The sequence below is a fragment of the Paenibacillus sp. J2R1T-4 genome (assembly GCF_059692235.1).
Genome location: NZ_JCAUBA010000022.1, coordinates 81,770 through 106,278, shown reverse-complemented (window position 1 = coordinate 106,278; position 24,509 = coordinate 81,770). Strand labels below are relative to the sequence as shown.

18 protein-coding genes and 1 pseudogene are annotated in these 24,509 nt (G+C 40.1%); all 19 read left to right on the top strand.

The genetic code is table 11. The features are described from left to right. Window positions 1-86: 86 nt before the first annotated feature. The 19 genes and pseudogenes from AC58QD_RS27515 (at window position 87) to AC58QD_RS27425 (ending at window position 24,412) form a co-directional block, all read left to right on the top strand. Window positions 87-1,988 carry a hypothetical protein gene (locus AC58QD_RS27515; protein WP_497338238.1) on the top strand — a complete coding sequence of 634 codons (1,902 nt, stop codon included), beginning with the start codon at window positions 87-89 and terminating at the stop codon, window positions 1,986-1,988. A gap of 13 nt (window positions 1,989-2,001) precedes the next feature. Continuing rightward, the gene (locus AC58QD_RS27510) at window positions 2,002-3,579 is read left to right on the top strand and encodes a glycoside hydrolase family 3 protein (RefSeq protein WP_497338237.1); all 1,578 of its coding nucleotides are present in this window, start codon (window positions 2,002-2,004) and stop codon (window positions 3,577-3,579) included. 203 nt (window positions 3,580-3,782) lie between these two features. Further along, a complete protein-coding gene (locus tag AC58QD_RS27505; protein ID WP_497338236.1) occupies window positions 3,783-7,205 on the top strand; it encodes an Ig-like domain-containing protein in 3,423 nt (1,140 codons plus the stop codon). Window positions 7,206-7,491: 286 nt separating this feature from the next. Further along, entirely contained in the window at window positions 7,492-8,952 is a 1,461-nt protein-coding gene (locus AC58QD_RS27500) for a tetratricopeptide repeat-containing glycosyltransferase family 2 protein (RefSeq protein ID WP_497338235.1), read from the top strand. A gap of 190 nt (window positions 8,953-9,142) precedes the next feature. Further along, window positions 9,143-9,904, top strand: coding sequence for a tyrosine-protein phosphatase (locus AC58QD_RS27495; protein ID WP_497338234.1), 762 nt, complete (start codon window positions 9,143-9,145; stop codon window positions 9,902-9,904). Window positions 9,905-10,047: 143 nt separating this feature from the next. Beyond that, window positions 10,048-12,234, top strand: coding sequence for an S-layer homology domain-containing protein (locus AC58QD_RS27490; protein ID WP_497338233.1), 2,187 nt, complete (start codon window positions 10,048-10,050; stop codon window positions 12,232-12,234). A gap of 66 nt (window positions 12,235-12,300) precedes the next feature. Further along, window positions 12,301-13,062, top strand: coding sequence for a YveK family protein (locus AC58QD_RS27485; protein ID WP_497338232.1), 762 nt, complete (start codon window positions 12,301-12,303; stop codon window positions 13,060-13,062). Continuing rightward, a complete protein-coding gene (locus tag AC58QD_RS27480) occupies window positions 13,043-13,750 on the top strand; it encodes a CpsD/CapB family tyrosine-protein kinase (RefSeq protein ID WP_497338231.1) in 708 nt (235 codons plus the stop codon). The genes AC58QD_RS27485 and AC58QD_RS27480 overlap by 20 nt, the downstream gene beginning before the upstream one ends. A 70-nt stretch (window positions 13,751-13,820) precedes the next feature. Then, window positions 13,821-15,644, top strand: a complete 1,824-nt coding sequence (locus AC58QD_RS27475; RefSeq protein WP_497338230.1) for a polysaccharide biosynthesis protein — start codon at window positions 13,821-13,823, stop codon at window positions 15,642-15,644. Between the two features lie 380 nt (window positions 15,645-16,024). Further along, window positions 16,025-17,140, top strand: a complete 1,116-nt coding sequence (locus AC58QD_RS27470; RefSeq protein ID WP_497338229.1) for a DegT/DnrJ/EryC1/StrS family aminotransferase — start codon at window positions 16,025-16,027, stop codon at window positions 17,138-17,140. Then, window positions 17,140-17,784, top strand: coding sequence for a sugar transferase (locus tag AC58QD_RS27465; protein WP_497338228.1), 645 nt, complete (start codon window positions 17,140-17,142; stop codon window positions 17,782-17,784). Before AC58QD_RS27470 ends, AC58QD_RS27465 begins: the two co-directional genes overlap by 1 nt. Continuing rightward, complete coding sequence (locus AC58QD_RS27460) at window positions 17,781-18,401, top strand: acetyltransferase (RefSeq protein WP_497338227.1); 621 nt, start codon at window positions 17,781-17,783, stop codon at window positions 18,399-18,401. The genes AC58QD_RS27465 and AC58QD_RS27460 overlap by 4 nt, the downstream gene beginning before the upstream one ends. Window positions 18,402-18,427: 26 nt before the next feature. Further along, window positions 18,428-19,594: a glycosyltransferase family 2 protein gene (locus tag AC58QD_RS27455; protein ID WP_497338226.1), complete on the top strand. Its 1,167-nt coding sequence runs from the start codon at window positions 18,428-18,430 to the stop codon at window positions 19,592-19,594. Between the two features lie 153 nt (window positions 19,595-19,747). Further along, complete coding sequence (locus AC58QD_RS27450) at window positions 19,748-20,032, top strand: sugar transferase (protein WP_497338225.1); 285 nt, start codon at window positions 19,748-19,750, stop codon at window positions 20,030-20,032. Beyond that, window positions 19,993-20,154: a sugar transferase gene (locus tag AC58QD_RS27445; RefSeq protein WP_497338224.1), complete on the top strand. Its 162-nt coding sequence runs from the start codon at window positions 19,993-19,995 to the stop codon at window positions 20,152-20,154. Before AC58QD_RS27450 ends, AC58QD_RS27445 begins: the two co-directional genes overlap by 40 nt. A 210-nt stretch (window positions 20,155-20,364) precedes the next feature. Then, the gene (locus tag AC58QD_RS27440; protein ID WP_497338223.1) at window positions 20,365-21,564 is read left to right on the top strand and encodes an O-antigen ligase family protein; all 1,200 of its coding nucleotides are present in this window, start codon (window positions 20,365-20,367) and stop codon (window positions 21,562-21,564) included. A 58-nt stretch (window positions 21,565-21,622) separates the two neighbouring features. Continuing rightward, complete coding sequence (locus tag AC58QD_RS27435; protein WP_497338222.1) at window positions 21,623-22,354, top strand: glycosyltransferase family 2 protein; 732 nt, start codon at window positions 21,623-21,625, stop codon at window positions 22,352-22,354. Then, complete coding sequence (locus AC58QD_RS27430) at window positions 22,351-23,577, top strand: glycosyltransferase family 4 protein (RefSeq protein ID WP_497338221.1); 1,227 nt, start codon at window positions 22,351-22,353, stop codon at window positions 23,575-23,577. Before AC58QD_RS27435 ends, AC58QD_RS27430 begins: the two co-directional genes overlap by 4 nt. Then, window positions 23,577-24,412 (top strand): annotated as a pseudogene (locus tag AC58QD_RS27425) (glycosyltransferase family 2 protein). The gene AC58QD_RS27430 and the pseudogene AC58QD_RS27425 overlap by 1 nt, the downstream one beginning before the upstream one ends. The last annotated feature ends 97 nt before the right edge of the window (window positions 24,413-24,509 follow it).

Below are 24,509 nucleotides of genomic sequence, written 5' to 3'. Positions count from 1 at the left end.
CGGAAAATCCGCTTTGGCGCGCCCCCGCGCCGCGCGAAGCACTTTCACCCAGGCGCTACGCATCACAAATATTAAGGAGGACAACCATGAATATCGCAGTATTTTCCCATACGCCGCTTAAGAGAGAGGTTGTGAAGGGAAGCAAGAGCTACGCTCTAACCGACTTATTGAAAACCAAGCTTGAGGCGTATGATGCCATCGCAGTGATCGGCTCATCTTCAATCGAGGAGCAAATAGAACTGAACAAGGAGGAAACGGCCGCACTTTGGCATTATGTGAGCCAAGGGGGCAAGCTGTATGTGGAGCTTGTGGCGGCGTTTGACTTTCCGACCTCTAGATTGACCGGCTGGAAGCAGGACTTCCGCAAAAGCCGCCGTACGCTCGAAAAGCTGCGCACTACAACAGCCGCGAATCTAGCAATTCCCGCAGGGAGCATCCTGGAATGGGAAGGAGCGTTGCAGCACGGATTCGCTTTCTATGGCGATGTGTGGCTGGAATTCGGTCCTTTCAAGGAAACTCATGTATCCGCGATCGGCAGTGTCCGTGACCATGATCATGAGCGAGATCACGATAAACCTCCCGCAGCTATCAAAGGATACCCGGCTCTAGCCGTTCGCAGCCTGGATAAAGGCTTAGTTGTAAATGCTAACTTTGCCCTGTTCAGCAACGAGGAAACGACTGCACTGCGTCCGCATGCACGTTGGTCAGAGGTAGTAAGCGCGCTCTCTGAGCGGACAGGCATTCCTTTTGCCATGTGGCCGCAAGCGTTGCAGAATACAGAGAGTGCCTCACCCGAACAAGCCGTCCACAGAAGCATAGACTGGTTTGTCCAATCGGGTATGCTGCCTCAGCCAGACGGGCTTCAAGGAGTGTATGAGAATATACATTCCGTTACAGCTTCCGTCTCTTACGATCGTCGTCCAGATTGCCACGCGCACACGGCACTAATGTTTTATCTATATGGCAAATCAATCGGTAAGCAAGAATGGATCGATGCGTCCCATGGACTTTTACAGTCGCTAGTGGATGGCGGTTATCAAGATCTTGATCCGAATTCCCCTTCCTACGGGTTCTATAAATGGTACCAATACCCAGGTGAGAAGCCTCATCAGATTTTTACAGACGATAATGCTTGGGTATGTCTGGTCCTTCTCTACTTGTATCGCCAAACCCGTAAAGAAGAGTACCGCACAAAGGGAATGTTAGTTGCGGAAGGCCTTCTGGCTACTCAGAACAAGACAGGCGTTAGAGCAAATGTGGTGACGGACATCCAACTGGGGGAGATGGGCCGGGAACGTATAGCGGCAGAGCTCAAACCGAGCATGAACCCGCATTTTGAGAGCATTGCGCACGCGGCATTTATCCAGGCTTACCTCGTAACAGGTGAAAAGGATTACTTGGATACAGCTATACGCGGTTCGATTTATTTGCTAGAGCATATAGACGAGCTGAAGTTCATGTACAGCCGCACCTCAGGTTACGGGAGATTCATCCTGCCGCTGGCTTACCTTGGGAAGCATGATCCGAGCGGAACCATTAGTGCTGGCTTGGCACGAGTAACCGATTATTTGCTGTCTTGGCAGCATCCGTCAGGCGGCATTCAGGAAGCGGACAATCCAGATCCAGATCGCTTCGGCCAAGAGGATGCAGGCGTATATATTCACAATGGCGAAGGAATCGCGGACCAGCTCTATACGAACAATTTTTTGCTGATGAATGTATGGGAGGCTTGGAAGGCAACAGGTGAAGCCAAATACGAGAAGCTTTATCGCGAATTATCGGAGTACTTGTGCCGAATCCAGATCAGCAGTCAAGACCCGCGGTTCAATGGCGGTTGGATGAGGGCCTACGATCTAGGTCTTGGTGAATATTTTGGCAATAACGGGGATACTGGGTGGGGACCTTACTGCATGGAAAGCGGTTGGACCAATGCGATGATCCCGACAGGCATGCTGCTTGGACTTTTGGATGAATCGATCTTTGATTAGACGGGAGACCTTTATGAGAAACGACCAGCAACTAGAAGCAATTATGAAGAGCATGACGCTGGAGGAAAAAGTAGGGCAATTATTCACATTCTACAATCGAAATCCTTTGTACTCTGAGTTCGTCGATGTCGCCATTCGCGAGTGGAAGGTTGGAGGCATGTTCCTTGATATGCAGAGCCTGCAGGATCCGGAACAGGTTCATCGACTGACATCAACCCTTCAGGAGACCTCGCTTCAGCAGGAGAAAGGTCTTCCGTTATTCATCGCGGCTGATCTGGTTGCGGGTGCTGGTTGCAAGTTCGTCGTCAAGGGCGGAGGGGCAACCCATTTCCCGAAAAATAAAGCCGTAGGAGCATCCGGAGACGAAGATCTGGCCTATCAATCCGGACGCATTACAGCGATAGAGTCCCTAGAATACGGAGTCAACTTCAACTACAGTCCTGTAGTAGATATCAACAACAACCCTCTCAATCCGGTTATCGGGACACATTCATTCGGTGAAGACGCAGAGCTCGTCAGCCGGATGGGCACCGCTGTAATCAGAGGGTACCAGGATCATGGCATGATTGCTACAGCGAAGCATTTCCCAGGACATGGGGATACCAGCGTAGATTCTCACTTTGCATTGCCTATCCTCAGCTTCGATCGCCCCAGAATAGAAGAGTTCGAACTTGAGCCGTTCCGCCGTGCAATCGCTGCAGGTGTGGATGCTATAATGGTAGGGCATATTGCCGTGCCTTCCCTGGATCCAAGCGGGCTGCCAGCCACATTGTCGAACCCGATCACAACGGGAATTCTGCGTGAGCAGTTGGGCTTCGAGGGCTTGATCGTCACCGACGGCATGTCGATGAAGGGCGTCACCGCACAGTTCTCACAAGCGGACGCTTCCGTAATGGCGCTGCAAGCGGGAGCAGATATCCTGCTCGTTTGTGCCATCACCATAGATGAAGGCCGCGAGATCTTTGCACGTGTGCTATCAGCTGCTTGCAGTGGTGAACTTGAGGAATCTCACATCGATGCTTCTGTCCTGCGGATCTTGAAAGCCAAAGAGAAATACGGGCTGACCGTGGACAAATTCAAGCTGAAAGAACTGAATCAAGAAGTTTTCCTGCGTCCGGAATATGAAGCAGTTAGTTTGAAGATAGCTCAAGGTGCAATGGAAGATGTGAATGGTTTTGCAGCGGCGCTGCAGACTGCTGTGACCAATGGAGATAAGTGGACATTAGCTTGGGATGATCAGCTAACCATCTTGGCTGAGGAACTTGGCGGAGAGAGCTTTATTGCTAATGACACGGCCCTGCGTACTTATGAGGGTATAGCTGAGTTTCTGGATTCGAAGGAGCTTGACGGCGGCCGTGCTAACAACAGACTGCTAGTCGCGCTTACCTTCAACAAGCTGATGAAGCCGGAGGTTCTGGAGAAGCTGAACCATTATGCATTATCCAAACCTGGTCAGTTAGCGTTAGTTCACCTTGGCTCCCAATATGATCTGGCACATTTGCCGAATGTGCCGACCTTGCTATTGTATGACAAGGCGCCTAGTCTTCAGTTGGCGGCGTCCGAGTATATTAAGAATAAGCTTCAAGCTTAAAATAAAAGAGCATATAAAGAGCCTGGGTCCTTCTCATTTGAAGCGATCCAGGTTTTTTTGGGCAAAAAGTGTGAAGAAATTCACAGTTTTTTATCATTCATGTTGGCAGGGTTTTCACTATATAAATCGAATATGAATACAGTTAGAAAGAAATGGATATTCAACCGTGGGTACAATTATAAGTTGTAAGGAGAGACACCTTTATGCCAAAAAATAAGAGGCACAAACAGAAGCAGATCGCCAAAAAAGTAGCGAAGCTCATTGGAGCAACTGCTGCTTTAAGTCCGCTGATATTGGCGGTTCCGACTGCCATAGGAGCAGTAGTTATATCGCCTGGGATACTTCCTGTCGTTATCACCCCTATCCAGACTCAAATAACGAATCAATTAGCGGGCCAGAGTCTCAATGTCGGGGATAGCTTGACGATTGATTTGGATCATATTTTTCAAGATGCAGGTCAGTTGATGTACACCATCGGAGTTCAGAATTACAATGTGGCAAAGGTAACGATTCAGAGCGGAAATTTACATATAAGCATGAAGAAAAAAGGCACGACAATGGTAACCGTTACAGCACGCAAAGCAGATCAAACGGGTATTGTTCTTGAACGATTCCGCTTAACGGCGGAGACACCAAGCACTTTGGACATGAATCAGGATGAGCAGATTAGAGTGGATGAGATTGTGAAATATATGAATGTTCACCCCGGGAAGAATGTTGAAGACTATAAAAGCCTGCTAAATACCGTCAAGCCCTATATTCCACTAGTCAACCTCGCTCCTGTTGCCAAACACAGTGAGATTACGAATTTGAATGTGCCTTTGAACGGCTCTATTGCGCTGAGCATGGACGACTTTTTTAGTGATGAGGATGGGGATTTATTGTCGTACAGGATTGCTCCGGCAATGCCTTCCCACGGATTGAACGTGAACGCATACATCAACAGCAGCAACATTCTTACAATTACTGGTCAATCCTATAGCTCGCAAGCGCTCACGATTACAGTGGAAGCGAATGACCAGCAGTCTACTCCTACTTCTACAGCAACCCATCAGTTCCAGGTTAAGGTAGAAAGTAGTGCACCAATAGCTTTTCCAGATACATACAGTTTGCATACGAATTCTACATTAACAGTGAATGCTGCGACAGGCGTGCTGCATAATGATTTGGCGAGTAGCGGTCTGAATCTAATCGCAATCAAGGAGACGGGTCCAACGTACGGAACTTTATCTATGTACTCGGATGGTTCTTTTGTGTATACGCCACAGCTTGATTTTGCGGGAACGGATAGCTTTACATATAAAGTCTGGGATGGGAATAAATACTCGGGAGCAGTAACCGTCTATATTTACGTAGATGCTGAGAATCATGCGCCAGTACTCTCTTATCCCATAATGAATCAGCTCGCTACAGTTAATAAGCCATTTCATCTCCAACTCCCTGCGAATACCTTCACTGATGCGGATCTGAATACTCTCACTTACTCATTGTCACTATCAAATAGCGAGATTGTACCAGACTGGTTGATGTTCGATCCCAATACCCTCACATTCAGCGGGACACCTACCAATGCGGGAGAATTCTCCTTACGTCTTACCGCTACAGATGGAATGTTAAGCGCAAGTGCTGATTTTGTTCTGACAGTGAATCTGAATTCCCCACCTTCAGTTTCTGCTGATTATCGGGGCGGAGTTCATAATGATGGACATTTTAATTTAAGAGAAGGCCAAAAAGCTGCTATCAATCTGAATCAAATATTTACTGATATAGATGATGATGAGTTAGTCTTTAATCATACGGCTGGAAGTTATTCGGAGTTTAAGGGGATTGGATTGACTAACGGAATATTGTCTCTATCTGCTGGCTCACCGTCGGGCGGACTGCCGAGAGTGATTAACGTATCCGCTTCTGATGGTAATCATGGAACTGGTACTCCATATGCAATTACAGCGACAGTTGTCTCCAGCACATATGGGAGCATACCTGATATAACAATTCCGAACAACTCATCCCACTCAACCGAACTCTTACTCGATCATTACTTTGATGTAGTTCCGGATGGAAGTTGGTCGTTCTCAGCTATCACAAATAATGCAAATGTAAGTGCTACAATACTTGGGAACACCTTATCGCTGCGAGGACTGACCAATGGAGTTTCATCCGTTGCTGTGGTTATGAATGATGGACATGGCGGGTCCATATATGATGAGTTTGAAGTAATGTCAGGTGTACTTGTAGACAATATTGGGCTTCAATATATGCCTGACATTGATGGAGCTTTTAGAACCGAGATTAACTTGGAAAATATATTCACGAATGCAACGGAATACATGGTAACAGCAATTGGTCAGGGGCTAGAAACGTATCGTACGGTAGGAGAATGGTTCCCGAGGAATATTTCAGATCCCACTATGTTGGATGTCCATGCGGATTATCCAATCTCCAGTACGATCATAGTAAAGGCTAGAAACAACCCGGATGAAGCGCCGGCATCCTATATCATTCAACTCAAGACCAATCAAGCCCCAGAATTTATTGGATATGGGCCATTGGGGATCAAAAAAGGAACAACCATCTCACTGAATGCTGCCGATTGGTTTGATGACCCCGACGGGGATGCTATTACATCGTTTACTGGAATTGTCTACGGATCGCCAAGCGTAACACTGAATAATCCAAGCCCAGCGGTAATATCCGTAACGGCAGACGTCTATAAGGGATACACCGAGCTCAGGCTCTTTGCATCTGACGGGCTTCCAGGTGGAACCTCAGGCGAATATGATTATGAATATGTAGGTGTGGCTATCGTAGATGAGATTTTATCTTTTGGTAAGGGGGAACGACAAGTTTCCTACAACATACTCGAATATGTGACGGACATGAATTCAGGATCTTTAACCGCTTACCTTGTAGGGGCAACTTCATCTTTGATCAAATCGACCTCCTTATCAGGAACAACCTTACGTCTAAACGCTAACGAGGATACTTTGGTCGGCTCTGAGCCTGTTACAGTTCGGTTATCGGATGGAGATACATCGAAGTTTGTAGATCTTTTCATAGTTAAAAATATGGATGAGCAGGTTATTTTCCTGCCGCAGTCGCTGAACGCTTCTATTGACATAAGCAGTTATTTATCTGGAATGACAGGTACTGTCACGGCTAATGTATATACGCCATTCTATCAAATTCAATCTGTTTCGTTATCGGATGGTAACTTGATCTTTACAGCCAAGCCCGATGCAGTAGGTGGTAGCGAAGAATTTGTAGTTCAAGTTTCGGATGGCATCATTACCAAATACATTAGTGTAGTAGCGACCATACCTATTTATGGAGCTGTGATTTTTCCAGAAAATTCTTTAACTACAACACTTGATATGACTCATTACACAGCTGGCATGACAGGGACCGTTACCGCGACAGTTTATGGCGAGTCACATCCACTGATTGAATCGGTATCGTTAACAAATAACGTATTGACTCTGACCGCTCATAGTATAGGCGGAGACCTGCCTAACATACCTGTTAATGGATCAGGAGGTGTCATTATTTTGCTGACCGATGAAAACATGATAACCAGACGGTTCATCTTCTATGTGTTTATCCCTTATCCCGATATCCCCCTATAGAGTCTAGCTCATATTGATTCAAGCCATATTGCCTTAGACCCAAGGTCAACATTCGTGTTGGCCTTTCTTTTAAAGCAGTGACCTTACTGTTCAGTGGAACTCATAAGGTGTAATTCGTGTAACGATTCCGATGACTCCCTTGTAAATAAGGAGGACCCAGAAAACACTTTAATCATTAGAGTGTGTAAGTAGCCCAAGGCAGGTTATAATCAAATTACACAACTATAGGCCAACACACATGTTGGCCTTCTTTTTTCCTTCATCTCTCAGAAGCAGGTGCGAACCTATGGACCAAATCAAAGAATCCGCCTTAAGCACGAAAACCTTAACACCTATAGATAGTCTTCGAGGTTTATTAGAATCCAGTTTATTCAAGCAAGCAGAGGAGCAAGCCATCGAATTCATAAGTACCAATCCACTCCATGCTCAAGCATGGGTGTACTTGGGTGAAGCGCTTCTGCATCAGGGTTACGCAGGTCAAGCGCGACGTGCATTAGACCGCGGCTGGCTGCTCGATCCGCAAGCGGTCTGGACGGGTGCCGTAGAGAAAGCTCTCAAGAATAGAAAGGATGGCCCAGTTCGCCAAGCGGTCGACGAGCTACTAACATTACCTCCTGTCACAGTGGCTGCTGCTATTATTGCGCGCAATGAAGCAAGGTGTATAGTACGCTGTGTTAATAGCTTAGTAGACGCTGTAGATGAAATCATAGTATTAGTAGATTCCGATTCATCTGACGGTACGATCGAGCTGATAGAGCATCTGTCAAAGGTTAAGCTGATCTGTAATGTCGATCTGAATAATGATTTTGCGGGAAAACGCAATAAAGGGCTTCCTCACATCACGTGTGATTGGGTGCTATGGGTGGATGCCGATGAGTGGCTATTCCTAGAGGATGTCGCAGCTGTACGGGAGGCTGCTGCTCTATTTCATTCAACCGAACTCCCAACCATCCTCAATGTATGTCAGGTTAATTATATGAGTGGTCGAGAGTCAAGGGATTATTCTTTGCCGCGTATGTTCCCGCTTAATCGGGGGCTCCATTATTACGGGCGTGTACATGAACAAGTAGTCGTTGAGGGGAAGAATATGTACGAGGGCGGGGCTTTCCGGCAGTCCGTACGGGTTCGCTTGCATCACGATGGATATGAGCCTCATATTATACAGCAAAAGGACAAGCTGAATCGCAATCTCAACCTCCTGGAGCAAATGGTTGCCGAAGAGCCAGATAACCCTGGCTGGCTGTTGTATTACGGTCGTGAAACATTGGGGACAGGTGATATTGACAAGGCTCAACATATTTTTCTTGAAGCAGAACGTGCAGCAGAGAAAACTCCACAATTTGGCAGGCTTGCTGACATTCTGATGTACCTGCACCGAATTTACATGAGCAAACAAGATTTCGACCAAGCAGAAAAGGTATGCCTTCGAACCCTGGAAGTGGAACCTAACTACCCGGATGCTATGTATCATTTGGCACAAGTTCAGATGAGAAAGGCAGTGCTGTTACTGCAGAATGCAGAAAAGAATCTGAATCAATCCAAAGAAGCCTTCCAAACCTACCGTGGAACCGTCACAGCTGACCGAAATATTTTAAATTGGAAAGCGGATCTTGCCCTAGCTGATTTAACCCGTATATCAGGCAAGCAGGGAGAGGCTATTAAGCGCTATGAACAAATCGTACAGGAACATCCGGAGCTTGAGAAGGTGAAGGCTAAGTTGGAGAGGCTAAAAAGCAATTCCTTGTAGATACCAATAATTACTAGTGCAATAGTGTTCATATTTCAGCAAAACTTTGCCGATATAATGGTTAATAAGTTTCTTTATAATGATGAGTAAGTTTGAGTAGGTATATCGAACTATTTGCTTAGAATGTGAGAGAATACACAGAAGTTTTCCCTTTAGTCCTATATAATAGATGTTGGAGAAGAAACCACACATGATCGACATACATACCCATATTCTTCCCGGAATAGACGATGGAGCAGATACGATGGAAGCTTCTTTACAGCTAGCTCGGGCAGCAGTAGAGAACGGCATTCATACTGTAATCGCAACCCCGCATCATGCGAATGGCAAATATAATAATCCGGCACTGCTGGTAAAAAGCCTCGTTAATCAATTGAATGAGGAACTGAACAGGGCGAACATTCCACTTGAAGTGTTGTGCGGTCAGGAGATCCGGTTAACACAACAGTTCCTAGAAGAGTGGGAGACTGGGAACCTTCTTTGTTTGAATGATTCTTCCTATATTCTGATTGAATTCCCGTCAAGCAGCATACCTGCAAATACGTTAGATTTCATATATGAGCTCTCCCTTCATAACATTCAACCCATTATCGCACACCCAGAGAGAAACGCAGAGATAGCCCGTAATCCCGAGCTGCTGGTTCAACTAATTGAAGGGGGGGCACTGTCCCAAGTTACGAGCCATTCCATTAACGGCGTGTTTGGTTCCCGAGTGCAGCAGTTGTCCCTTCAGCTCTGCAAGAGGAACCTGGTCCATTTCATCTCAACGGACGCCCACCATATGGTGCACAGGGGATTTGATTTGCAACAAGCTTACACCTATATAGAGAGAACTTTAGGAAATGACCTGATGGAGTATTACAAATCAAATGCAGAATGTGTAGTAAAGGATCAGGTCTTTCGAGCTCGTGAGCATATGCCAAATAAGAAAAAATGGTATAAGTTTTGGTAATGCATAATATTTGGGAATTCTACCAACGTTTATATTGATTTTAATAAGTGATGATGGTAAACTTTTGTAAGTCCTAGTACATAAGTAATGAATAATATTACTCATATAATATTAAACGACAAATTTACTCAAGAGGTGAGACTATGAAATTGATGAAAAAAGTCGCAGCAACCACACTAGCTGCTAGTTTGATAGCTGGGGGATTAGTAGGGGTTCCTTTGTCCCAGAAAGGTGTGATGGGGGCTCTTGGGATTGAGCATGCTTCCGCAAATACCACGTTGCCACCGAGTGCTGCTACATTAAAAGCAAGATTAGATAAACTAAAAGCTAAGTTGGTTAGTACCAATAACTGGAGCACTGTTCTAGCTGCAAAAAATGAGCTTAACGCAGTTGTTTCCCAACTACCCACATTACTGGGACCTGTTTGGACCAAGATTGAATCAAAGGCTACAACAGCAGGCAAAACACCTCAAGAAATAATTGATTTTAAGAATCATCTGATGGGAATAGCTAGTTTTATTACCGGCTTAGATTTTGCAACGGGTTTCGATGATCTGAATTTTGTTAGAGAACACTACTATAATGATTTCAAATTCCTTGCAGAGATTACCGGTTCTGCCACGCCTGATATTGAAGATCTTACGACCTTCGTTCGCGAACTTGAACTTGCAATGAAGTCATATGCTACATTAGGGAATATCTCGAATCCTGGAGCGATTACGACGGATACTCTTGATACTGTGTTGAGTTCAGTGCTTGCCAGTTCTTCTACCAAGATTGCTGCCATTATCAATGGATCTGGAATTACAATTGAGAATCTTGCTACTGTAAAAAATAGCTTACATACAGTTGCGCCTTCTTTAAGCTTAGCAAGTAAAGCTATCGCAGCGGCCTATCTCTCAGTAGTTTACGATGAGAGTAACACAGGCGGCGGAGACAATGGCGGCGGCACAGGCGGCGGTGGGACCTTTCCTCCTGTTGAAGAAGATGATGAGACAGGATTGACTGAGAAAGAGATTGATCAAGCATTGGAAGAAGTCGGTAAGGCTTTGGAAGGATTGTTCGAAGCTATCCCTGACTTAGACAACTTGACTGATGAGAATATTGAAGAACTATTTGCCGCTCTGGAGGCAGCCATCGAGAAGATCGCTACGCTAGATTTGTCCAAAACAGTTGAAGTGAAGGGTGATGTAGCAACACCTAAGCTAGATGAGGCTGCTCTTACCAAGCAATTCGAGAACATATCGAAGAATGTAGATAAAGTGAATGAAAAGGCCTCTGCAGGATTGGATAAGACAGACAAGAAGCCGAAAGTTGTTGCAACGATCGACCTTGGTACAGTGAATGCTAAGACGACAGAAGTTCCAATCACTAAGAGTCTGGTAGACAAGGCCAAGGCAGCGGGTGTAGATTCACTGGCATTCAAGGTGAATGGAGTTACACTTAATGTAGATCTTACGGATCTTGGTTCGGACACCAAGCTTACTATCACCAAGCAAAACAACTCTGTTGCGACCGAGGCTACCGACAAAAAAGTTGTTTCCGACGTACTTGAATTTACATTCACAACGGATAGCGGGTCTTCAGGGACGTTCACAAAGGCAGTTGAGGTTCAAGTTCCAATCGGATCAGTAGACGGAGTGGACACAGGACTACTTGTATTCGCGAAGATTATTGACGGCAAGCTGGAGTTCTACGGCGGTGCTTATGACGCAATTAAGAAAGTGTTTAACGCTAAGCGTAAGAATTTCTCTACTTACACGGTTGTGGAGAACAAAGTAGTATTCAATGACATGGCATCGGTGAAAGACTGGGCAGGTCGTCAAGTGGAAGTTACAGCTGCTAAGGGTCTAATTGAAGGCCGCGCAGAAGGCTCCTTCGTTCCTAACGAAGCTGTAACACGTGCTGAGTTCGCTAAGATGTTGGTAAAAGCATTTGACCTTGAAGATGCAACTGCCAAAGAAAACTTCACCGATGTTAACGCATCCGACTGGTTCGCTTCCTATGTTGCAGCTGCAGTCAAAGCAGGAGTTGTCAACGGACGTACCGATACTGAGTTCGCTCCAAATGCCTCGATATCTCGCGCTGAGATGGCTACCATGGCTGCTAGAGCATTGAAGCTGGCTAAAGGTTACAGCGATGCAGACGTAGTAGCGTCCCTTAAAGGTTTTAATGATGCTTCAGAAATCAATGATAGCTTAAAAGCCGGCGTAGCATTAGCGGCTAACAAAGGAATCATCATCGGTGAGGCCGAAGGACAATTTAATCCGAATGGCAACTCGACAAGAGCCCAAGCCGCTGTCGTATTATACAGACTAATTAATAAGTAAAATGGTCGGAATCCTCCTCTCAGTTCAATAGGGAGGGGGATTTCGCTCATTAACTGGAGGGCACTAATGGAATTAGATTTGAAGGACTACATCAAGATTATTCGCAAACGGTTATGGATGATTGTAATCATAGTAGTGTGCTCAACTCTCGTCACAGGCCTGGTTAGTTACCTGTTTATTAAGCCTGTATATGAAGCTTCTACCAAGTTAATTGTGAATAAATCGATGGATCGTGTTGGATCGACCGTGGATCAACTCAATATTAACGATATAAATTTGAATATAAGACTGATTGACACTTATAAGGAAATTATTAAGACCCCGGCAATTATGGAGAAGGTCGCAGTTCAATACCCGGCTCTAAATTTAACTGTAGGTGAATTAATCTCCAAGGTAAGAGTTAGCTCGGTTAATAATACGCAAGTGATGACTTTGATTGTACAAGATGAATCCTATAACAAAGCAGTAGATATCGTTAACGCGGTCTCCAAAGTGTTCCAAGTAGAAATCAGCAATATCTACAAGGTAGACAATGTGTCCATGTTGAACGAAGCGAAACCTAGTAATAATCCGGTTCCGGTCAAGCCGAATCCGAAACTGAATATAGCGATTAGTTTGGTTGTATCCTTGATGGTTGCATTCGGCATCGCGTTTCTCTTAGAGTATCTCGATGATACGATCAAGAGTGAGGAAGATATTCAGAATATTCTTGGTCTTCCTACACTGGCTATGATTTCGAAAATGAAGGAAGAAGATCTAGGGACAACACAGCACGCGACTCCACGAACAAGGGTAGGTGAGACACCGAATGTCACAACCACTAACTAGAACTCTGAAGAATCAACGGCCGATTATTACGGACACGAACCCTAAGTCACCCATATCGGAAGCATATAGAGCTCTTCGGACAAACATAGAATTCTCCTCTATCGACGCTAGTGTGAAGGTGATAATGCTTACTTCTGCTGGACCCGGTGAGGGCAAATCTACAACGGTTGCTAACTTGGCAGTTGTGTATGCTCAATCCCATAAGCATGTTCTCATTATTGATGCAGACTTACGTAAACCTACCATGCATCATACATTCTCCAAATCGAACCGTTGGGGACTCACTAGTCTGCTTACGGGTCAGGCTACTATTCAGGAAGTAATCAAGGAGACACATATTGAGAGAGTCGACATCCTCACAGCAGGTCCTATCCCGCCGAATCCCTCAGAGATCCTCTCCTCGAATCGAATGACGAGAATACTGGATGAACTGAAAGAAAAATATGACATTATTCTTATCGACACCCCTCCTGCACTGGCCGTGACGGATGCGCAGATTATAGCGACCAAGGTGGACGGTGTAATACTGGTTATCGATTCTGGTAAAGTGAAGACAGATATGGCCGTGAAGACGAAGGCCAGTCTTGAACATGTCAAAGCCAGGATTCTCGGGGTTGTTCTTAATAATATTGATCGGAAGCATGCTGACTCCTACTACTACTATTACTATGGTGCCGCACCTGAATAATCGTTTTCAAAGCTTACATTATATGTTATGGTAATATCATACAGATATTAGTACATAAGAAGGAGGACTTATGAACTACTCTAGGAGAATGACAGTTCTAGTCCTGATGGACATACTGATAGTAGGCGTAAGTATCTACACCTCATATCTGTTCCGATTTAATGGGGTTATTCCAGAAATATATGTTGATCAGTCGTTTATTTATTTAATTGTCTCAGCGCTCTTCAGTGCTGCTTTTTTGCATTACTTTAAGTTATATAATCGGGTTTGGCAGTACGCCAGTATCGGTGAGATGATCTCGCTATTCAACGCAGTTGTTTTCAGCGGTATATCTTCTTATATTATAACAAGTTTTCTATCTGGTCATATAGTTCCGTTATCCATCTTCCTTCGCACGTTTGAGACAACATTATTGCTTATGGGAGGAGCGAGATTCTGTTGGCGAATATTCAGAGATAATTACATTAAGAGGAATAAGGATCATAGGCGTGCGCTTATTATTGGAGCTGGAGCATGCGGGATATTTATTGCCAAAGAGTTGAAGCAGAATGCTGCCTCACCCCTGTATCCAGTTGCGTTTATAGATGACAACATTTATAAACAGCGCATGAGAATTCTCGGAATTCCGATTTTCGGGGGGAGAGAGTCAATCGTTAGAGCAGTGAGCGAGCATCGAATTGATGAGATTATCTTGGCCATCCCGTCGCTATCCAGGAACGAGACTTCCAAGATCATTGCCATCTGTAAGCAGACGAATGCACAGTTGAAGATTGTTCCCAAGTTGGATGAACTGATCCAGGGCAAACCATTAAGCTTGAAAGAAATTCGTAACGTCGAGGTAGAGGATCTGTTAGGTCGTGACCCAGTTTCTATAGACCTTGAGGGAGTCGCAGATTATGTAGCAGGTAAGACTGTCTTAGTTACCGGTGCTGGGGGGTCTATTGGCTCTGAATTATGTAGACAAATATCACCGTTCTTACCATCGAAGCTTCTATTACTTGGACATGGTGAGAATTCGATCTATATAATCGATAAGGAACTTAGACAGCTATTCCCAAATATGCAGATTGAGAGTGTCATTGCCGATGTACAGGACAAGCAGCGGATTCAACAAGTATTCGCCGCACACAGGCCACAAGTCGTGTTTCATGCAGCCGCTCATAAGCATGTTCCCTTGATGGAGCGAAATCCCGAAGAAGCTATTAAGAATAACGTATTCGGGTCACAGAATGTTGCAGATGCTGCTGATAAATATGGTGCTGAGCGCTTCGTATTAATCTCGACAGACAAGGCTGTAAACCCTACCAGTATAATGGGCGCTACCAAGCGTATAGCGGAGATGTACATCCAATCTCTAGGGCGGAGCAGTAAGACGAAATTCGTAGCTGTTCGATTCGGTAATGTACTCGGAAGCAGAGGGAGTGTAATTCCGCATTTCAAGGAGCAGATCGCTCGGGGTGGGCCAGTTACGGTTACTCATCCGGAGATGATTCGGTATTTCATGACGATTCCGGAAGCTGTACAGCTAGTTATACAGGCAGGTTCGTTCGCTCGTGGCGGGGAGATATTTATTCTAGATATGGGACAGCCGGTTAAGATTCTGGATTTGGCCACAGATCTTATTCGACTTTCTGGATTTGTTCCTGGTGAAGATATAGAAATCGAGTTTAGTGGAATTCGTCCAGGTGAGAAATTGTACGAAGAGTTGTTAACGAATGAAGAAGGGCTTACTAGTACTATACATAATCGGATCTTTGTTGGAAAGCCTTCAACCATCAGTCACACCGAATTGGAACTGGAATTTAAACGTCTAGAGAAGGTGCTTGGAGAAGGGCAGGATATTATTAAGGATGTAGTAAAGCATATCGTGCCAGGGTATGAGAATGTTTCGTAATAGATTGAATTGATGAAGTATTGACTCAGGTAATGTCTACTGTACCTATACTATTGTAGGCACTCGATCAAGCCGTGGGAGAATATCCTTAGACATCATCGTCGATGGTTTGATGTGAGGGAGGGTTAAATGCCCTTAATTATTTTTTTGTTATCTTATGCGAGTAAAATAGAAAACTAATTTCAATTCTTTTAGTTAAGTAGTTATTAGTGAGTTACCTAAAAGCGTTGAAATTAGTTTTTTGTTTCTTATTAATTAGGAGCCCTTAAATGGATTTACTGTTAGAGGGTTAGTAGTTAGTTGGAAGTCGCATTTCTTAATTCCAATTAAGTCCTAACAAACTAAAGAAGTTACCTAACGTTAGATGGGAGTATTAGATTATGGGAGACAGAATATTTCTTTCATCGCCACATATGAGTGATGAAGGTTTTGAATTGCAATATGTGAAGGAAGCTTTTGACACGAACTGGATTGCTCCTCTTGGAGCAAACGTAAATGAATTTGAAAAAGAGCTGGCTGCAAAGGTAAGTTCTAAATCTGCTGCAGCACTGTCCTCTGGCACTGGGGCTATTCACTTAGCTTTAAGAGCTGCGGGAGTGGGTGAAGGGGATATAGTGTTCTGCACCTCACTAACCTTCTCTGCAACAGCCAACCCAATTATCTATCAAAATGCAATCCCTGTCTTTATTGATAGTGATTATAAAACTTGGAATATGTGTCCTGACACTTTAGAAGAAGCCTTTGAAAAGTATCCCAAGGTGAAGGCAGTTATCGTAGTGCATCTTTATGGTTTGTCTGCAGATATGGATAGAATAATAGAACTTTGTAAAAAGCATAATGTTGTTTTGATAGAAGATGCAGCAGAGTCTTTAGGCACTTATTATAAAGGAAAACATACAGGGGCTTTAGGCGATTATGGGGTTTTTTCTTTTAATGGAAATAAGATCATTACTACTTCAGGTGGTGGAATGCTTGTTTCTAACAATGTAGAGAGAATTGCTAAAGTTAGGTTCTGGGCTACGCAATCTAGAGATCCTGCAAGGCATTATCAGCATAGTGAATTAGGGTTTAATTACCGTATGAGCAATGTAGTTGCCGGGATTGGTAGAGGACAGCTTAAGGTGTTAGAGCAGAGAGTGGAGAAGAAGAAATATATTTTTGAGTTTTATAAGAGAGAGTTAGGTGGACTTGAGGGTGTTGAGTTCATGCCTAGTAATGATTGGAATGAGCCTAACTATTGGTTAAGCAGTATGATTTTGAAGGGTATAGTTAGACCGATTGATATCATGGACGCTCTTGAAAAAGAGAATATCGAATCTAGGCCTATCTGGAAGCCCATGCACATGCAGCCATTCTTTGAGAAGTATGATTTTGTTGGAACGGATGTATCGCAGAAATTATTTGAGAATGGTATTTGTTTGCCGAGTGATTCGAAGATGACAGTTGGGGATTTGGAGAGAGTTGTCGAGATTGTAAAGGGGTTGTGGTTAGAGTAATGAAGAATTCTAAGGGTGGAATCTATAGAAGAATAATTAAAAGGCCGATGGATGTTATTCTATCTTTAATCGCTATTATAGTTCTCAGTCCAGTTTTTTTGGTAGTTGCTATTCTAGTACGTGCTAAGCTAGGTAGTCCAGTACTTTTTAAGCAAAAAAGACCGGGGCTTAATGAGAAGATTTTTATGATGTATAAATTTAGGACGATGACAGATGAAAGATATGAGAATGGAGAACTACTTCCTGATAGTATCAGGTTGACGAAGTTTGGGAAGTTCCTACGTTCTACATCGCTTGATGAACTTCCGGAACTATTTAATATTCTAAGGTCAGATATGTCCATTATAGGGCCTAGACCATTATTGGTGCAGTATCTACCACTTTATAATGAACATCAAAAGAGACGTCATGAAGTAAGACCAGGTTTATCTGGTATGGCACAGGTAAGGGGCAGGAATGCAATTAATTGGGAAGATAAGTTTAATATGGATGTAGAGTACGTAGACAATATTAGTTTTATTGGTGATTGGAATATTATTTTTTTGACCATGAAAAAGGTTTTCATTAGAGAAGGCATTAATTCAGAAACTGCAGCTACGATGGAGCCTTTTAAGGGATCGCAAAAGAGAAGATTGGAGATATGAAAAACAAACTTCTTATAATAGGTGCTAGTGGACACGGAAAAGTTGTAGCTGACATTGCATTAAAAATGAATAAATGGCAGACTATTGCCTTTTTAGATGACGACGAAAGTATTAAGTCATCAATGGGTATAGAAGTGATCGGTAAATCAGCCAATGCACATAAACAAATATATGATTACGACATTTTTGTAGGTGTTGGTGATAATGCCACACGAAAAAAGATTCATGAGAAACTTGAAGCTGAAGATGCTAGCATTCCTATTTTGATTCATCCAACTGCTGTTATAGGGGAAGAAGTTGTACTAGCGCCCGGATCAGTAGTCATGGCTGGAGTAGTAATTAATTGTTGTACTAGAATTGGGAAAGGCTGCATTATTAACACGAGTGCCACAATAGACCATGATACTTGGATTGAAGATTATGTCCATGTATCACCAGGAACACATATAGCTGGTACAGTGAGAATTGGACAAGGAACGTGGTTGGGTATTGGGAGTACAGTATGCAATAACATAAACATCACTAGCAATTGCAAAGTTGGTGCAGGTGCTGTGGTGATTAAGGATATAACTGAAAACGGGACGTATATAGGGATTCCAGCAATAAAGATAGTCTGATAGTATATAATTTGAGGAGAAATAACATGGAATTATTCTTAAAAACTCTATTTTATATTAGTGGATTTATTATAGTATGGGCAATGATTGGCTATCCAATATCTTTAAAGCTAATTGGTAATTTATATAAGAATCGAAAACTTAAAAAAGATTATTCTCATCGACCTACGGTAACGGTTATGGTAGTAGCTCATAATGAAGAAAAAGTAATTTTAGACAAACTAAATAACATTATTGATTCAGATTATCCTCAAGACAAAATAGAATTTTTGATAGCTTCTGATAATAGTACAGACAGAACAAATGAAATTGTTAAACAATTTATAAAAAACCATCAAGATCATAAGATACGGCTTTATGAGGTGAAGGCTCGTAAAGGAAAAACAAACGCTCAAAATGAAGCCCAAAAAACAGTTACAACTGCATATCTAGTTATGACTGATGCAAATTCTATTATGGGCAAAAATTCTGTAAAAGAACTCATGGTGGCCTTTACATCAGATGATATTGCTTATGTTTCAGGGAGATTGTCTATTATAAATTCTGAATCTAGTGATGTGAGTGGTGCTGAGGCTAGTTATTGGGATAGTGATCTGGCTATACGCGAAATAGAAGGAAGAATTCAAACTATAACGGCTGGAAATGGAGCATTATATGCCTGTAGGACAGAGGAATATTATGATTTCAATCCAATTGAATGTCATGACAGTGCAATGCCGCCTTTCTATGCGCTTGAAGGTAAAAGGGCAATTGCTAATCACGATGCTATAGCTTATGAGAAGGCTGGAGAAGTAATTGAAGATGAGTTTGGTCGGAAAGTAAGAATGAATAGGGTAATTCTAAAAAATATTTTACCTGATGCAAGGATACTTAACATATATAAATATAAGTGGTTTTCATATTTTTATTTTGGACATAGGACATGTAGATATTTATTGTGGATTTCACATTTAATGCTATTAATATCCAATGCCTTTCTTATGCTAGAATCATGGGTTTATGCTGTGTCTATAGCTGGACAGGTGCTGTTTTATTCCTTAGCACTTGTTCGAGTGTTTACTAGATCAAACAATAAATATTTGACTTTAATTTATTACTACTGTATTACAATATTTGCACAATGGGTAGGGGTTTATAACATATTGACTGGAAGGGCAAAGCCATTCTGGGAGAAGGCGGAGAGTACAAGGTAATAGATAAATAGAGAAATCACAAATAATAATAATTATAAAGAGCCCAAGGATAGTTAGAGCATAGAAAAAGTGAGATTGTGATAAGGAGAATATAATGAAAAGGTTGTTTGATCTAATTTTAGCAATTTCAGCAGTTATTTTTTTATTCCTATTTTGTTAATAATCTCATTAGTAATTATTATCGATTCTCCGGGTCCTGTATTTTTTAAGCAAAAAAGAGTGGGGAAAAATAACACTTATTTTACTTTGTACAAGTTTAGAACTATGAAAACTGGGACCCCGGTTATACCAACCCACTTAATTAAACCATCAGATTACGTGACAAAAATTGGTGAAATTTTAAGGAAAATGAGTTTAGATGAAATTCCTCAATTATTAAATATTCTAAAAGGTGAAATGTGTTTGGTAGGTCCGCACTATATAACCAAGAAGATTTAATCAAAGAACGAACTAAAAGAAATGTGCATACGTTGCTTCCAGGGATAACAGGTTGGGCTCAAATCAACGGAAGAGATGAGATTAGTGTCCAGGAAAAAGCTAATTTGATGAGTATTATCTGAAAAATAAAAAATTAAGTTTTGATTTAAAGATAATTTACTTAACTTGTTTCTCTGTTATTAAGGCTATAGATAAAAACTTAGGAGTAATCTATATGATTTGAAAAAAAGATAATACACGGCTTACAGAAATAGATTTAGTTCACACACCACTTTGAGGGATTGCATTAACTATTTATAGATCTAAGAAATATACTAAAGGTGCCATTACATATGAAATTATATAAAAGATTTTTAGACCCGTGTTTATATATTCCTTTTGCTTTGTTTGCTGGAAGAAGTTCTCTGGAAAGAATAGGTATTGATATAAACCTAGATTTAGGACTTGTCTTATTAATTATTTCTTCAATTGTTATACTTACAATTGCTGGACTTAGATATAATAAATCACAAATAAGTTATGGTATTTATGAGATAACAATAACACTTTTTTTTATCGTATTACTGTTAGCTATGTTAAACACTCCTAACGTAATTGAAGGATACCGAAAATTGATTGAATTTTCAATAGTTATCCTGATATGTATTCTTTCTATGTTAAATATAAATTCGAAAGATAATTTAGAAAATCTCATCTTTGGTTTTTTTTTGGTTAGTGTTATTCTTGTGATTTCAGCTTTGCCAGGACTCATATCTTTTAATGGAGGCAGAATGACTGCACTTGGAGGTGGGCCTAATACATTCGGTCGGATGATGTTTATAGGTTTCCTTTCAACAGTATATATATATGTTGTAACGCCTTTAAAACCCTTAGCAAAAATAACTTTGTTAATGTTTATGTGTTTAAGTTTTATCGATTTGATTGCTTCGGGATCACGCGGAGTGTATATTGCCTGTGGAGTAAGCTTGCTTTTTTTATTATTCCTAAATATCAAAAAAGTAAAACTTGTCTTTATAAATGTTAAATTAACGGCAAGTATTATTTTATGTCTATTTTTCATATTTATTGTCTCATATGATAAAATTTTATTTTTTTATAACACAAGAATGGTTTATTTATTTAAAGACGTTCCTGGAGGCACTTCTATTATTACAAGAAATGACATGTATAGAACAGCATTTGATATGTTTCTGAATAACCCGATAATTGGAAATGGAATTAATTCATTTAAATATTATTCAGTTTATGACATATATCCACATAATATTTTTTTGGAAATTAGTTCTGAATTGGGACTTCTTGGATTAATCATTTTTACCATTTCATTATTAGTTGCTTACAAATCGTTCTATAAATTATTAAAAGGATTAAATAGAAACAAAATTAGACAGGTTGTAGTTTACAATTTCATTTTATTAAATTCTATATTTTCTCTTATAACTGCTCAGTTTAGTGGGGATCTGTATGATAGTAGGTTTTTATTTTTCTTCTGTTTTTTAGGTATATTAACTTATAGGAAGAGACTAATTTAATTTTCCTAAAAGCATTTTTAACATAAAATTAAGATATGTTGAGTGAGGTTGGAAAAGTATGACTTTAGCACAATTAAACAATTTACCTAAAATAAGTGTAATTACTGTAACCTACAATGCTGTTGAAACATTAGAAAATACTATTAAAAGTGTAATAACGCAAACATATAATAACATTGAATATATTATAATTGACGGTGGATCAACTGACGGCACAGTAGAGATCATAAATAGATATAAAGAATTTATAACTTATTGGAGTTCAGGGCCTGATAAAGGCATATATGATGCAATGAATAAAGGAATTCTGGCTCTATCCCAGGATTCTATTTATTTGTTTTTCTTGAATTCTGGAGATGTTTTTATAAATGAGAGAATTTTAGAGATTATATCCATTCAAAGATATAATAACAGACATTTATATGGTGATATTGTTAGAGATGGTAAGTTAATAAAGCAACCAAAATATCTAAATGCATTTATATTGAGCACTAAAACTTTATGCCATCAGGCAATTTTTTTTAATTCATCAATCCACAAACATTATAAATATAACATTGAACTTGCTATTGCTGCAGATCATGAACTAATTCTTAGAATGTATCTTAATAAAGTGAAATTCCAAAAAATAAAATTGGTAATATGTGATTACATGGTGGACGGTATAAGTGAAAGATTAAAAAAGCAACTATTTATTGAAAGAAAGCAAATCGCTTTAACAAATAAAAATATTTACTTACTATATAGAATAAAGAATTTTATTAAATCTAAACTTGGAGGAAAGCCATGAGCAAAGATAATAAGAATGTTCTTTATTTAAGAAGAGATTTAAGATTATTAAATAAAGCATTACTAATTGATCCTCCTCGTAATATTAATTATTTTACAGAGCAAAAATTAGATTCTATGAAAGACGAATATTTGTTAAGTAACTATAAAAAGAGAGCTGAAATATTGATTAATGTAGCTCTTAAAAGTAAATTGTCTAATAAACTCGGGATATTTGTACCAAAAATATATATGAATAAACGAAAAAATGAGAATATTGATTTAATTCATCTTTATAACAGGATTATGTTATCTAATATGCCCTATCTTATGGAATTGGAAAATGGTTGTTCGTTTTTACATTATCAACCAAATAAATTCAAGTCTTTTTCAAAACCATTAATTCAGTACCTATTAGATCACAAAAATTTAAAGATGGTAATTGGTATAAGTAAAGCTAGTAAATATTCGTTTATTAACTTCTTAAAAAGATATAACTATGATATAAAGAACTTGGAAAAAAAAATAGATTATATATATCCTTTAGTCCCCAAAAACCCTTATGTATCTACGAGGAATATTATAAGTAAAAAAAATAAAGACGAGATAATGTTATTATTTATTTCAACAACTTTTCACTTAAAAGGCGGAAAAGAGGTAGTATCTGCGTTTGAATCTTTATCTAAAATCTATTCAAACCTGAAGTTAGTTTTGGTTACTAAAGAGAATGATGTTGGAGAAATATATTTGAATCGTATTAAATCCAACATAAATATTCAGATAGTTGAAGCTAACCTCAAGAGAGAAGAACTTTATAAAGAATATTACTCGAAAGCAGATATATTTGTTCTGCCAACGTTTCGAGATAGCTTTGGATTAGTCTATCTAGAAGCTTTAAAGTCGGGGTTACCAATAATAGCTACTGATACGTTTGCAGTTCCTGAAATGGTAAAAAATGGGTATAATGGATTTTTGATAGAGAATTCGATTTCCTTTTTTGATAAGAACTTTGAATGGGTAGAAGAGTTCTGGGGAATGAAGGTTTATTCATTAGTAAAAGAAAGATTTGACCAACATATATTTGAATTCTTAGTTAGTAAAGTTAAGTTTTTAATTGAAAATAAAGAAGAGAGAATAAAGATGAGCTTAAATTCACTTGAATTATCTAATAGTGATGAGTTTAGCGAAGAATCTATCAAAAATAAATGGAAAAATATTTATTTTGATATAGTTGGAGTAGACTAATGGTAAGTAAAGAATTTTTAGAACTTAATGACGACCTTATTTCGATAATAACCCCTTCATTTAATTCTTCAAGATTTATTGTCGATACAATAATGTCTGTAAAAAATCAAACTTATCTAAATTGGGAAATGATAATTGTTGATGATTGTTCAACAGATAATACTATAGAAATAATTCAAAATGAAATTATAAAAGATACACGTATTAAACTTAACTTATTAAGCTCAACAGAAATAGTAGACCAGCTATAGCTAGAAATACAGCAATCAATGTTTCAAAAGGAAGATATATTGCTTTTTTGGATAGTGATGACTTATGGGTTCCGGAAAAACTAGAAACTCAATTATTCTTTATGAAAGAAAACGAAATTGCCTTTTCATTTACTGCATACTCAATAATAAATGAAGATGGTTTTGAGACAAATGTTGTTGTATCTGTTCCTAATCAAATAAATTATCATAGTCTATTAAAAAATACTGTAATTGGTTGTTTAACCGTTATGTTAGATGTTAAAAAAATTGCCGATATTGAAATGCCTGATATTAGGTCTAGACAGGATACAGCCTTATGGTTATTTATCTTAAAACAGGGATTTAAAGCATATGGAATAAAGGAAACATTGTCTAAGTATCGCAAGGTTAAAGGTTCTGTTTCAAATAATAAAATTAAAGCAGCAAAGCAAACGTGGAAGCTATACCGTAATGTAATGAAGCTAAATTTCTTATATTCTTTATGGTGTTTTGTGCATTATGCTTTTAATGCACTAAATAAAAGTATTCTTCTTAATAGAAGAAATTCGACTGTTTTATTAAAATCAAAGAGGAGACAAGTATGAATGTAGCTGTTATTGGAATTGGTACCCAGAGTCTGTATTCTCTTTAATAAATGTCTTTTGTTGTTCCTTTGTCCATAATCCTGTGTGTGCTCTCCAA

What these genes read in the sequence shown, in the direction of transcription:
- AC58QD_RS27475 (WP_497338230.1), top strand. Translation starts at nt 13,821, where the DNA reads ATGAACTACTCTAGGAGAATGACAGTTCTAGTCCTGATGGACATACTG.
- AC58QD_RS27460 (WP_497338227.1), top strand. Translation starts at nt 17,781, where the DNA reads ATGAAAAACAAACTTCTTATAATAGGTGCTAGTGGACACGGAAAAGTT.
- AC58QD_RS27505 (WP_497338236.1), top strand. Translation starts at nt 3,783, where the DNA reads ATGCCAAAAAATAAGAGGCACAAACAGAAGCAGATCGCCAAAAAAGTA.
- AC58QD_RS27510 (WP_497338237.1), top strand. Translation starts at nt 2,002, where the DNA reads ATGAGAAACGACCAGCAACTAGAAGCAATTATGAAGAGCATGACGCTG.
- AC58QD_RS27465 (WP_497338228.1), top strand. Translation starts at nt 17,140, where the DNA reads ATGAAGAATTCTAAGGGTGGAATCTATAGAAGAATAATTAAAAGGCCG.
- AC58QD_RS27515 (WP_497338238.1), top strand. Translation starts at nt 87, where the DNA reads ATGAATATCGCAGTATTTTCCCATACGCCGCTTAAGAGAGAGGTTGTG.
- AC58QD_RS27485 (WP_497338232.1), top strand. Translation starts at nt 12,301, where the DNA reads ATGGAATTAGATTTGAAGGACTACATCAAGATTATTCGCAAACGGTTA.
- AC58QD_RS27480 (WP_497338231.1), top strand. Translation starts at nt 13,043, where the DNA reads ATGTCACAACCACTAACTAGAACTCTGAAGAATCAACGGCCGATTATT.
- AC58QD_RS27430 (WP_497338221.1), top strand. Translation starts at nt 22,351, where the DNA reads ATGAGCAAAGATAATAAGAATGTTCTTTATTTAAGAAGAGATTTAAGA.
- AC58QD_RS27440 (WP_497338223.1), top strand. Translation starts at nt 20,365, where the DNA reads ATGAAATTATATAAAAGATTTTTAGACCCGTGTTTATATATTCCTTTT.
- AC58QD_RS27455 (WP_497338226.1), top strand. Translation starts at nt 18,428, where the DNA reads ATGGAATTATTCTTAAAAACTCTATTTTATATTAGTGGATTTATTATA.
- AC58QD_RS27495 (WP_497338234.1), top strand. Translation starts at nt 9,143, where the DNA reads ATGATCGACATACATACCCATATTCTTCCCGGAATAGACGATGGAGCA.
- AC58QD_RS27500 (WP_497338235.1), top strand. Translation starts at nt 7,492, where the DNA reads ATGGACCAAATCAAAGAATCCGCCTTAAGCACGAAAACCTTAACACCT.
- AC58QD_RS27490 (WP_497338233.1), top strand. Translation starts at nt 10,048, where the DNA reads ATGAAATTGATGAAAAAAGTCGCAGCAACCACACTAGCTGCTAGTTTG.
- AC58QD_RS27470 (WP_497338229.1), top strand. Translation starts at nt 16,025, where the DNA reads ATGGGAGACAGAATATTTCTTTCATCGCCACATATGAGTGATGAAGGT.
- AC58QD_RS27435 (WP_497338222.1), top strand. Translation starts at nt 21,623, where the DNA reads ATGACTTTAGCACAATTAAACAATTTACCTAAAATAAGTGTAATTACT.